Origin of the sequence: Zoogloea oleivorans, assembly GCF_008107625.1 — a bacterium.
GTDB lineage: Bacteria > Pseudomonadota > Gammaproteobacteria > Burkholderiales > Rhodocyclaceae > Zoogloea > Zoogloea oleivorans.
The window spans coordinates 62,597-74,269 of the sequence record NZ_SDKK01000012.1; the positions used below are offsets into that span (position 1 = coordinate 62,597).

The window sequence follows — 11,673 nt, forward strand, 5'->3', positions numbered from 1 at the left end:
CGGCAGGTTTGCCGGGCCTTTGTCATTGCGGGTTGAGCCGTTGCTTAGCGGATGCCGGCCCGCTGGATCAGGGCCTGGATCTCGCCGACGATGCCGCGTCGGAAGGCCAGCACGCAGACCACGAAGATCGTTCCCATGATCACCGTGACCCACGAACCGACCTTGTCGGCCAGTTCGTTCTGCAGCGTCACGATGGTGGCCGAGCCGACGGCCGGGCCGAGGATGGTGCCGAGGCCGCCAAGCAGCGTCATCAGCACGACTTCGCCGGAGGTGTGCCAGTGCACGTCCGACAGCGATGCCAGCTGGAAGATCAGCGTCTTGGTCGCGCCGGCCAGGCCGGCCAGCGATGCGGAGATCACGAAGGCCATCAGCTTGAACTTGTTGACGTCGTAGCCGAGGGAGATGGCGCGCGGCTCGTTCTCACGGATGGCCTTGAGGATCTGGCCGAAGGGTGAGTGGATGGTGCGGTAGATGATGAAGAAGCCGATGCTGAACACCGCGTAGACCAGGTAGTACATGGCGATGTTGTCGGACAGGTCGATCAGGCCGAAAAGGTGGCCGCGGGGTACGCCCTGCAGGCCGTCCTCGCCGCCGGTGGCCTTGATCTGCAAGACGACAAAATAGACCATCTGGGCCAGCGCCAGGGTGATCATCGCAAAGTAGATGCCGGTGCGGCGGATCGCCAGGATGCCGAAGACCCAACCGAGCAGGCCGGCGCAGACGGTGCCGGCGAGGATGCCGATTTCCGGCGTGACGCCCACGTCGCGCACCATCAGCCCGCACACGTAGCCGGCGGTGCCGAGGAAGGCCGCATGGCCGAAGGACAGCAGGCCGGCAAAGCCGAGCAGCAGGTTGAAGGCGCTGGCAAAAAGGGCGAAGCAGAACAGCTTCATCAGGAAGGTCGGGTAGATCGCGAAAGGGGCGATCAGGCCGAGGATGAAGAGCCCTGAATACAAAACCTCGGTCTTGATCAGGGCGGTGGGCTGGCTGGCGGTGCTCATGGGGTTTTCCTTGTTCCGGGCGCTCAGGCGGCCTTGCCGAAGAGGCCGGCGGGCCGCAGCAGCAGGACGATGACCATGATGACGAAGACGACGACGGCAGAGGCTTCCGGGTAGAAAACCCGGGTCAGGCCCTCGATCAGCCCCAGCCCGATGCCGGTGACGATGGAGCCGAGGATGGAGCCCATGCCGCCGATCACCACGACCGCAAAGACCACGATGATCAGGTTGGAGCCCATCAGCGGGTTCACCTGGAAGATCGGTGCGGCGAGCACGCCGGCGAAGGCCGCCAGGGCCACCCCGTAGCCGTAGGTGAAGGTGATCAGCAGGGGCACGTTGATGCCGAGGGCCTGGACGATCTGGGAGTTCTCGGTGCCGGCGCGCAGGTAGGCGCCGAGGCGGGTTTTCTCGATCATGTACCAGGTGCCGAAGCACACGGTGAGCGAGGCGACGATGACCCACGCCCGGTAGATGGGCAGGAACATGAAGCCCAGGTTAACGCCGCCGGCGAGGGCTTCCGGTACCTCGTAGGATTCGCCGGAGATGCCGAACTGATCGCGGAAGATGCCTTCGATGATCAGGGCCAGCCCGAAGGTGAGGAGCAGGCCGTAAAGGTGGTCGAGCTTGTACAGCTTGCGCAGCATGGTGCGCTCGAGGATCACCCCGAACAGGCCGACCAGCACCGGCGCGGCGATAAGGGCCACCCAGTAGTTGATGTTCAGCTTGGTCAGGGCCAGCCAGGCGATGAAGGCACCCATCATGTACTGCGCCCCGTGGGCGAAGTTGATGATGTTGAGCAGCCCGAAGATGATCGCCAGCCCGAGGCTGAGGACCGCGTAAAACGAGCCGTTGATGAGCCCGACCAGCAACTGGCTGCCCAGCAGGGCAGACGGCACGCCGAAGATTTCCATGGGTAACTCCAGTCCCGGGGCGGCGCTGGGCCACCCCGGGGATCTTGGTTTGCGGCTAGGCGTCGAGGCTTACTTCTTGACCAGCGGGCAGCGCGACTGGGACAGGGGCTGGAAGGCCTCGGCGGCGGGAATGGTCTGGCGCACGTTGTAGTAGTCCCACGGGTACTTGGACTCGGACGGCTTCTTCACCTGCATCAGGTACATGTCGTGAACCATCCGGCCGTCTTCGCGGATCGTGCCGTTCTTGGCGAAGAAGTCGTTGATGGGCATCTTCTTCATTTGCGTCATCACCTTCTTGGTGTCGTCGGTGCCGGCGGCCTTGATGGCACTCAGGTAGTGATATACCGACGAATACTGGCCAGCCTGGACCATGGTCGGCATCTTCTTCTGCACGCCGAAGAAGCGCTTTGACCAGGCGCGGGTCTCGTCATTCAGATCCCAGTAGAAGCCTTCGGTCAGGTACATGCCCTGGGTGGTCCGGAGGCCGAGGGAGTGGATGTCGGTAATGAACATCAGCAGTCCGGCCAGGGATTGGGTCGGGGTGATGCCGAATTCAGCAGCCTGCTTGATGGCGTTGGTGGTGTCGGCTCCGGCGTTGGCGAGGCCGATGACCTGGGCGCCGGAGGACTGGGCCTTGAGCAGGAAGGACGAAAAATCCGAGCCCGGGAAGGGGTGGCGCACGGAGCCGAGCACCTTGCCGCCATTGGCGGTAACCACCGCCGCTGCATCCTTTTCGAGGGCCTGGCCGAAGGCGTAGTCGGCGGTGAGGAAGAACCAGCTGCGGCCACCCTGCTTGGTCACGGCCCTGGCCGTGCCGTTGGCCAGCGCGTAGGTGTCGTAGGTGTAGTGGACGGTGACGTCGTTGCACTGTTCGTTGGTGATCGGCGTGGAGGCGGGGCCGCTCATCAGGGCGATGCGTTCCTTTTCCTTGGCGACCTTCATGACGGCCAGGGCGACGGAGGTGGTGACCAGTTCGGTGGCGGTATCGACGCCCTCCCGTTCGAACCACTCGCGAGCCTTGTTGGAGGCGATGTCGGCTTTGTTCTGGTGGTCGGCGCTGACGACCTCGATCTTGAAGTTGGGTTTTTCCTTGGCGATGAAATCCTCGACGGCCATCTTGGTGGCCAGCACGGCGCCGGAGCCGGCCAGGTCGGAATAGGTGCCGGACAGGTCGGTCAACACGCCGATCTTTACCACGCCACCGGAAATCTGCGCCTGGGCGCCGGCGGACAGGGTGGCGAGGGCTGCGGTGCAGGCAACGGAAATCAGTTTCTTCACGGTCATGTGTCTCACTCCTTTGTTGTGTTTTCCCGGGTCAAACGCCCAGGGTGTGGTGCAGCCAGTCCATCTTCGAGGGCAGTTCTTCCTTGCTGATCGTGGCGATGATCTCGCCGTGTTCGAGCACGTAATGGCGATCGGCCAGCGGTGCAGCGAAGCGGAAGTTCTGTTCCACCAGCACGATCGTGAAACCGCGCTTTTTGAGTTCGGTGATGACTTCGCCGAGTTTCTTGACGATCACCGGGGCGAGGCCTTCGGTGATCTCGTCGAGGAGCAGCAGCTTGGCGCCAGTGCGCAGCACGCGGGCCATGGCGAGCATCTGCTGCTCGCCGCCGGAGAGCTTGGTGCCCGGGCTGCTGCGGCGTTCCAGCAGGTTGGGGAACATGCTGTAGATTTCTTCCACCGACATGCCGCCGCTGGCGACCTGGGGTGGCAGCATCAGGTTTTCCTCGGTGCTGAGCGAGGCGAAGATGGCGCGTTCCTCGGGCACGTAGCCGACGCCGTAGCGGGCCATGCGGTGGGTCGGCTCGGCGATGACTTCCTTGCCGTTCACCATGATCGAGCCGCTGCGCCGGCCGACCAGGCCGAGGATGGATTTGAGGGTGGTGGAGCGGCCGGCGCCGTTGCGCCCCAAAAGGGTGATGCACTCGCCACGGCCGACGTTCAGGTCGATGCCGTGGAGGATGTGGGATTCGCCGTAGAAGGCGTGCAGATCGTGGATCCGCAGCATCTCGGGCTTGGGATCGAAGGCGCTGGTCATGGCTCGGGCTTTCGGGTCAGTGATGGGCGTCGTTCATGTCGCTGGAGCCCACGTAGGCCTCGAGGACCTGCGGATTCTTCGAGACTTCTTCGTAGGGGCCTTCGGCGAGGATGCTGCCGCGCTGTAGCACGGTGATCCGGTCGCACAGGTTGGCCACTACCGACAGGTTGTGCTCGACCATCAGGATGGTGCGGTTGGCCGACACCTTGCGGATCAGGTCGACGATGCGGCCGATGTCCTCGTGGCCCATGCCCTGGGTCGGTTCGTCGAGCAGCATCATGGTCGGCTCGAGGGCCAGGGTCGTGGCGATCTCCAGCGCGCGCTTGCGGCCGTAGGGCATTTCGGCGGTGACGGTGTCGGCAAAGCTGGTCAGGTCGACCGCCTCGAGCAGTTCCATGGCCTGGTCGTTGAGCACATTCAGGCTTTTTTCGGAGCGCCAGAAGTGGAATTCGGTGCCGAGCTTGCGTTGCAGGCCGATGCGCACGTTTTCCATTACGGTGAGGTGCGGAAAGGTGGCGGAGATCTGGAAGGAGCGCACCAGGCCGCGGCGGGCGGTGACAGCCGGCGCTTCGCGGGTGATGTCGTGGCCGTCGAAGGTGATCTTGCCGCGGGTGGGCGGCAGGAACTTGGTGAGCAGGTTGAAAACGGTGGTTTTGCCGGCGCCGTTGGGGCCGATCAGGGCGTGGATATGGCCGCGGCGAACCTGCAGGTCGACGTTCGACACCGCCGCGAAACCCTTGAATTCCTTCGTCAGGCCGGCGGTTTCCAGGATGAACTCACTCATGGGGCTTCCCGGGTGGGGGGCGAAGCAGCATTTCGCCGGGGTGGACTAGCGGATGCGGACGGGAATCGGGGCCGGGCGACGCCGTTTGGCGGCGAGATGGCGGGTGAGGCCGATGGCGAGGGCGATCGTGAGGATCGTTGCCAGAATGGGCAATGCGGTCATTTACAAAGTCTCCGTCGTTTTTTATGGAGCAAGCGTAGAGCCAGACCTTGTCTACACCGTTGCGCAAATGTAACGAATGGTGCGGACTTTGCCTGCCTGTGAAAAACGCCCTGCCTGCGCCGTTTGTGGCGTCATTAAGACGCGATCGGAATCCTTCGGCCAATCGGGGAATACCCGGATTTCCGCTGGCGGAAGGGGGGCGAAAAGTGGTGCTTCGTTCATCCGGTAGCTGCACGGCTGGCATCAGGCGCTAGAATGGAAGATTGGTAACATCCATTTGTTTGACGGAGTCCCACGAGATGCCCCAGTACCGTTCCCGCACTTCCACCGCCGGTCGCAACATGGCCGGCGCCCGCGCCCTGTGGCGCGCCACCGGCATGAAGGACGGCGATTTCGAAAAGCCGATCATCGCCGTGGTCAACAGCTTCACCCAGTTCGTGCCCGGTCACGTGCACCTCAAGGATCTGGGCCAGTTGGTGGCGCGCGAGATCGAGAAGGCCGGCGGCGTCGCCAAGGAATTCAACACCATCGCCGTCGATGACGGCATCGCCATGGGCCACGGCGGCATGCTCTACAGCCTGCCTTCCCGCGACCTGATTGCCGACAGCGTCGAGTACATGTGCAACGCCCATACGGCCGACGCCATGGTGTGCATTTCCAACTGTGACAAGATCACCCCGGGCATGCTGATGGCCGCCCTGCGCCTCAACATTCCGGCAATCTTCGTTTCCGGCGGCCCGATGGAGGCCGGCAAGGTCAAGTGGGAAGCCAAGGTGATCTCCCTCGACCTGGTGGATGCCATGGTCAAGGCTGCCGACAGCAGCTGCTCGGACGAGGAAGTTGACGCCATCGAGCGTTCGGCCTGCCCGACCTGCGGCTCCTGCTCCGGCATGTTCACCGCCAACTCCATGAACTGCCTGACCGAGGCGCTGGGCCTCTCCCTGCCCGGCAATGGCACCGTGCTGGCTACCCACGTGGATCGCGAGCACCTGTTCCTGCGCGCCGGCCGCACCATTGTTGACATGGCGCGTCGCTACTACGAAAAAGACGACGAGTCGGTGTTGCCGCGCTCCATCGCCAGCTTCAAGGCTTTCGAAAACGCCATCACCCTCGACGTGGCGATGGGCGGCTCCACCAACACCGTGCTGCACTTGCTGGCCGCAGCCAAGGAAGCCGGCGTTGATTTCACGATGGCCGACATCGACCGCATCTCGCGCCGGGTGCCGTGCCTGTGCAAGGTGGCACCGGCCGTGGCCGACGTACACATCGAGGACGTGCACCGTGCCGGCGGCATCATGGCCATCCTCGGCGAACTCGCCCGCGCCGGCCTGCTGCACACCGACCTGCCCACCGTTCACACCAAGACCATGGCCGAAGCGCTGGCCTCGTGGGACGTCATGCAGGCCCATGATTCCGGCGTGTTCAACTTTTACAAGGCGGCGCCGGGTGGCGTGCCGACGCAGGTGGCCTTCAGTCAGGACCGGCGCTGGAACGAGCTCGACATGGATCGCAGCCACGGCGTGATCCGCGACAAGGCCAACGCCTTCAGCCAGGAGGGCGGCCTTGCCGTGCTGTATGGCAACATCGCCGAAAAGGGCTGCATCGTCAAAACCGCCGGCGTGGATGAGTCGATCTGGGTTTTCAGCGGCCGTGCCCGCGTGTTCGAAAGCCAGGAAGATTCCGTTGCCGCCATCCTCGCCGACCAGATCGTGGCCGGCGATGTGGTGGTGATCCGCTACGAAGGCCCGAAGGGGGGGCCGGGCATGCAGGAAATGCTCTATCCGACCAGCTACCTCAAGTCCAAGGGCCTGGGCGCCGCGTGTGCGCTGCTCACCGACGGACGTTTCTCCGGCGGCACCTCCGGTCTGTCGATCGGCCACGCCTCGCCGGAAGCCGGCTGTGGCGGCGCCATCGGCCTGGTGGAAGAGGGCGATCTGATCGAGATCGACATCCCGAAGCGGCGCATCAACCTGGCGGTGACTGATGAGGTGCTGGCGGCGCGCCGGGTGGCTCAGGATGCCCGTGGCTGGAAGCCGGCCAATCGTGTCCGCCACGTGTCGGCGGCGCTGCAGGCCTACGCGGCCCTCACCACCAGCGCCGATACCGGCGCGGTGCGGGACGTGACGCAAGTCCAGCGCTAAGCATCGTTTTTCGCGCACAAACAAGCCCGGCTCCGGCCGGGCTTGTTGCGTTTACACCGCCAGTTATTACCGAAAACTGTGTATTGGTGTGACTCCGTTCCGTGGACATGGGAGGGGTCGCGCGTAGCATCTGCAGGACTGCTTATTCCCGATTCTTTATGAAGAACGTTCCCGGTGGCGCCTGTCGATACTCGTCTTCCGTCCTGTCAGTGGCGGAGTGTTGCGTCCGGCAGGTGGCGGGCCGTGAGGAATGGGACGCGCTTTACGGGCGCGTCGCGACGCCGTCGATGGTGCAGGCCTGGGCGTATGGCGAGGCCAAGGTGGCAGCCGGTGGCTGGAGCGTGGAGCGCCTGGTTTTTGAATCGGCTGGCCGGCCAGTGGCGATTTGCCAGGTACTGGTGAAACGGGTGCTGGGCCTTCGGGTCGCCGCGCGGATCAACCGCGGACCGCTGTTTCTGGCGGCCAGTCCGGACGAGGCCGAGGTGCGGGCCGTGTATGGAGCCCTGCGGCGGTGCTGGCGCTTTGGTTTGCGGGGTGTGCTGGTCCTGGCGCCCGGCCTGGCGGAAACCGAGGCCCATCGGGGCTGCTTGAAGGCGGCCGGCTTTCGCGCCCGTGGCGCGACGGGCTGGTGCTCATCGCTGCTTGATCTGCGTCTCGATGACGAGACCCTGCGCAAGAAGCTGAGCAGCAACTGGCGCAATCATCTGAAGGGGGCCGAGCGGGGTGGGTTGTGCTTCGACGTGTCCACCGCGCGCAATGCCGTCGAATGGATCCTCGCCCGCCACACGGAGAACATGCAGGAGAAGGGCTTTTCCGGTACGCCGGTGGCTTTTTTGCGTGAATTGCAGCGCCATGCGCCGGATGATTTCTTCGTTTGTCGGGCGCTGCAGGACGGGCAGCCGGTGGCGGGCATGATCGCCTTTCGCTTCGGGCGCAGCGCCGAGTATTTCATCGGCTGGTATGGCCCCGAGGCGCGCCAGGCCAAGGCTGGCAACTTTCTTCTCTGGAATGCGGCGCGGGCCATGCGCGCCCACGGCTGCGAGCGCTTTGATCTGGGCGGCTATTCGTCGTCCGACGGCTACGGCCGCTTCAAGCAGGACATGCGGGGCACCGAATACCGCTTGCTGGAGGAGTGGATCGCTTTCTGATTTGCTGCAGGGTGTCGATGAGGATCTCTGCCAAGACCTTAAAGAGAATATGAGAATATGCCGATAAGGAAATACTCCAACTGATTCTCCGGGTGAGTTTCCCCGCCTCTTCGCCATGTTCTCTCGACTCACCATCAAGGTCCGGCTGATTCTTCTGTTGCTGCTCAATGCCGTGCTGTTTGTGGCAGTTGTTGGCGGCATGCTTCTCCAGATGGAATGGAACCAGGTGCGCCTGGCCCGTTTCATCGATTCCGATTTGGCGCTTGAGCGTAATCTGGGAGATGCCTATTCCCAGGGGCTGCAGACGGGGCAGGCCCTGCGCAACATTCTCCTCGATCCGGCCAATCCCAAGGGCCATGCGAATTACGAGAAGGCCAGGGAAAGTTTCGATACGGCCATGCTGGCGATTGGCATGAGCACGGTTGCGGTAGACAAGGGGCAGCTTGCTGCCGATGCGGCGGCCTGGCTGCCAATTCGTGAAGATGTGCTGGCGCGGGTCAAGGCTGGCGATGTCGAAAGTGCCAAGACGCTGCTGGTCAAGGAGGAGACCCCCCGCTGGCGGGCCCTGCGGGAGAATCTGCTGCTGGCCCGGGAAGAGGCCCGGAAGAGTGCTCTCCAGACCCGTCAGGTTCTCGATGAGGGTTATCAGAACGCCCGGGTGAAGGGGTTGGGCGCTGGCATCGTGTTGTTGCTGGTCAGCCTTTTCGCCACGATTTCAATTACACGTCGCCTGATGCGGCAACTGGGCGGAGAGCCGGCCTTTGCGGTGGAGGTGGTGCATCGGATTGCCCTCGGAGACCTTTCCCGGCCCGTCGAACTGGCCCGGGGCGATGACGGCACCAGCCTGCTGGCGGCGATGCAGCGCATGCAAAGCGAACTCAGCGGTGAAATCGGCCAGGTGCGGGATATGTCCGGGTTGCTGTCCAGCGCGATTGGTGTGGTCCGGAGCAACGCGCAGGCCATCTCCGATGTGTCGCGGGCCCAGAGCGGGGCGTCCTCTGCGATGGTCGCCGCGGTGGCTGATCTGACCCGCAGCATTGGCGATGTGGATGCCGGCGCCGCGCAAGTGGATCTGCTGGCCAGCGCGACAGCCGATGGTGCCCTGCGGACCATCGACAGGATTGGTGAGGTGGAGCTGGCGATTGGCGAAATGGCCGGGCGCATGCAGAGTTCGGCCGAGATCATTGCCCACCTGGATGGTGAGGCGGAGCAGATATCCCAGATTGTCACGGCGATCAAGGGGATTGCCGAGCAGACCAACCTGCTGGCGCTCAATGCTGCCATCGAGGCGGCGCGGGCCGGGGAACAGGGGCGTGGCTTCGCGGTTGTCGCTGACGAGGTGCGCAAGCTGTCTGAGCGGACGGCCCTGTCCACCCAGGATATTGCCGCCATGATCACCCGTCTCCAGGGCAGCAGTCGGGGCGCGGTGAAGAGTGTCACTGAGGCGGCCGATCTGGCTACTGGCGGCGTCGGATGTGTACAGGGGGCGAAAGCGGCGATTGCGGAACTGGAGTCCCTCGTCACGGAAGTTCGCGTGGCGACAGCCTCCATCAGTGGTGCAATCCACGAACAGCTCCGTTCCTGTACCGAGATTTCCCGCCAGATCGATGGTGTCACCGGCATGGGTGAGGAGAATTCCCGGGTCAGCGCTGAAACGTTCCGTCAGGTGGAAGGCCTGGCCAGGATTGCCGGAGATCTGGACCAGTCGGTAGGGCGTTTCCGCCTCGGTTAGAAGCTGCCAGCCCTCAGAGCTTCTTCTCCATGAACTGGGCCTGACCCATGGCCGGGTCGAGCTGGTAGCCCTGGAAGCCGAAGTCCAGATAGGCCTGGCGGGCGCCTGTATTGCCTTCGAGCACTTCCAGGGTCAGCTTGCAGCAGCCACGTTCGCGCGCCACTTGTTCGGCGTGGGCCAGTAGGGCACTGGCGATGCCGCGGCGGCGGCAGTCTTCATGCACGACGATGTCGTGCACATTCAGTAGCGGTTTGCCGGCGAAGGTGGAGAAGCCCTCCACGCAGTTGATCAGCCCGGCAGCGCGCTTCTCTCCTTCTTCATTCCGGTAGGCAATGAAACTCAGCACGGTCGGGCGCTGGCGCAGCTCGGCCGGCAGGCGTGCGCGCAAGTCATCGGGCATCGGCTGGCCGTTGCCGGTGGGGCCGCGCATGTAGTGATCGAGCAGGGCCAGAAAGTCGGCCGTGAGGGCGGGGTCGTCGAAATCGACGGGCTGGATGGTGATGTCGGTCATCGTGGTGGCGGTTAGTGGATTTCCGTTTGGCCGGTCAGTTGGTTACCAGTCGCCCGGGGGGATTCCCCTTTTGAGGCGCTGAAAAAAGCCAAGCCCTTGTGCGTGAAGGGTTTTTGCCGGGCTCTCAAACTGGGCACAGTTCTTGTTAATTCCCTCTTCACCAGTGCGACGGTGCCGGCCCGCTTGCGTCGCCACAAATCAGAACATACACGGGCCCGATGTTCCAAGAGGGGGTTGGTTTCCATGACTGAAACTTTTTACGAGGTGCTGCGGCGGCAGGGGATTACACGGCGCAGCTTCATGAAATTCTGCAGCCTGACGGCCACGTCGCTGGGCCTCGGCAGCGCCTTCGTGCCGAAGATTGCCCACGCGCTGGAAACCAAGCCGCGCACGCCGGTAATCTGGCTGCACGGGCTGGAGTGCACCTGCTGTTCCGAATCCTTCATCCGCTCGGCCCACCCGCTGACCAAGGACGTGGTGTTGTCGATGCTGTCCCTCGACTACGACGACACCCTGATGGCGGCGGCCGGCCACCAGGCCGAGGCAATCATCGAAGAGGTGAAGAAGAAGTACAAGGGCAACTACATCGTGGCCGTGGAAGGCAACCCGCCGCTCAACGAGGACGGCATGTACTGCATCCACGGCGGTCGGCCCTTTGTGGAAGTGCTGAAGGAGACCTGTGCCGACGCCAAGGCCATCATCAGCTGGGGCGCCTGCGCGTCCTACGGCTGCGTGCAGGCCGCCAAGCCCAACCCGACCCGCGCCACGCCGGTGCACAAGGTGATCACCGACAAGCCCATCGTCCGCGTGCCCGGCTGCCCGCCGATCGCCGAAGTGATGACCGGCGTGGTCACCTACATGCTGACCTTCGACCGCATCCCGGAGCTCGACCGCCAGGGGCGCCCGAAGATGTTCTACGGCCAGCGTATTCACGACAAGTGCTACCGCCGGCCCCACTTCGACGCCGGCCAGTTCGTCGAGAACTGGGACGACGACGCCGCGCGCAAGGGCTACTGCCTCTACAAGATGGGCTGCAAGGGCCCGACCACCTACAACGCCTGCTCGTCGATGCGCTGGAACGGCGGTGTGAGCTGGCCGGTGCAGTCCGGTCACGGCTGCATCGGCTGCTCGGAAGAAGGCTTCTGGGACAAGGGCAGCTTCTACGACCGGGTCACCGACATCAAGCAGTTCGGCGTCGAGAGCAATGCCGACAAGGTGGGCGGCACGGCGGCCGGCGTGGTGGGCGCG

General features: G+C 63.9%; 10 protein-coding genes. 4 read left to right on the top strand and 6 right to left on the bottom strand.

Annotation, left to right across the window (positions count from 1 at the left end; genetic code table 11):
* Window positions 1-44 precede the first annotated feature (44 nt).
* The 5 genes from ETQ85_RS13635 to ETQ85_RS13655 form a co-directional block, all read right to left on the bottom strand.
* The gene (locus ETQ85_RS13635) at window positions 45-1,001 is read right to left on the bottom strand and encodes a branched-chain amino acid ABC transporter permease (RefSeq protein ID WP_148579624.1); all 957 of its coding nucleotides are present in this window, start codon (window positions 999-1,001) and stop codon (window positions 45-47) included.
* A gap of 23 nt (window positions 1,002-1,024) precedes the next feature.
* Complete coding sequence (locus ETQ85_RS13640) at window positions 1,025-1,909, bottom strand: branched-chain amino acid ABC transporter permease (RefSeq protein ID WP_148579625.1); 885 nt, start codon at window positions 1,907-1,909, stop codon at window positions 1,025-1,027.
* Between the two features lie 69 nt (window positions 1,910-1,978).
* Window positions 1,979-3,193 (bottom strand): ABC transporter substrate-binding protein, encoded by a 1,215-nt coding sequence (locus ETQ85_RS13645; protein WP_148579626.1) that lies wholly within the window; start codon window positions 3,191-3,193, stop codon window positions 1,979-1,981.
* A 31-nt stretch (window positions 3,194-3,224) separates the two neighbouring features.
* A complete protein-coding gene (locus ETQ85_RS13650; protein ID WP_148579627.1) occupies window positions 3,225-3,947 on the bottom strand; it encodes an ABC transporter ATP-binding protein in 723 nt (240 codons plus the stop codon).
* Window positions 3,948-3,963: 16 nt separating this feature from the next.
* Window positions 3,964-4,731 carry an ABC transporter ATP-binding protein gene (locus tag ETQ85_RS13655; protein ID WP_148579628.1) on the bottom strand — a complete coding sequence of 256 codons (768 nt, stop codon included), beginning with the start codon at window positions 4,729-4,731 and terminating at the stop codon, window positions 3,964-3,966.
* A gap of 461 nt (window positions 4,732-5,192) precedes the next feature.
* Here ETQ85_RS13655 and ilvD point away from each other — a divergent pair, with 461 nt between their 5' ends.
* From ilvD to ETQ85_RS13670, 3 genes are all read left to right on the top strand, one after another.
* Window positions 5,193-7,034, top strand: a complete 1,842-nt coding sequence (gene ilvD / locus ETQ85_RS13660) for a dihydroxy-acid dehydratase (protein WP_148579629.1) — start codon at window positions 5,193-5,195, stop codon at window positions 7,032-7,034.
* A 158-nt stretch (window positions 7,035-7,192) separates the two neighbouring features.
* A complete protein-coding gene (locus ETQ85_RS13665) occupies window positions 7,193-8,182 on the top strand; it encodes a lipid II:glycine glycyltransferase FemX (protein WP_187394707.1) in 990 nt (329 codons plus the stop codon).
* A gap of 115 nt (window positions 8,183-8,297) precedes the next feature.
* A complete protein-coding gene (locus ETQ85_RS13670) occupies window positions 8,298-9,914 on the top strand; it encodes a methyl-accepting chemotaxis protein (protein ID WP_148579631.1) in 1,617 nt (538 codons plus the stop codon).
* A 13-nt stretch (window positions 9,915-9,927) separates the two neighbouring features.
* Here the strand turns inward: ETQ85_RS13670 and ETQ85_RS13675 are convergent, their stop codons facing one another.
* Window positions 9,928-10,425, bottom strand: a complete 498-nt coding sequence (locus ETQ85_RS13675) for a GNAT family N-acetyltransferase (RefSeq protein WP_148579632.1) — start codon at window positions 10,423-10,425, stop codon at window positions 9,928-9,930.
* Between the two features lie 243 nt (window positions 10,426-10,668).
* Between ETQ85_RS13675 and ETQ85_RS13680 the strand changes: the two genes are divergently transcribed.
* A partial coding sequence (locus tag ETQ85_RS13680; protein ID WP_148579745.1) for a hydrogenase small subunit occupies window positions 10,669-11,673 on the top strand: 1,005 nt, incomplete at its 3' end.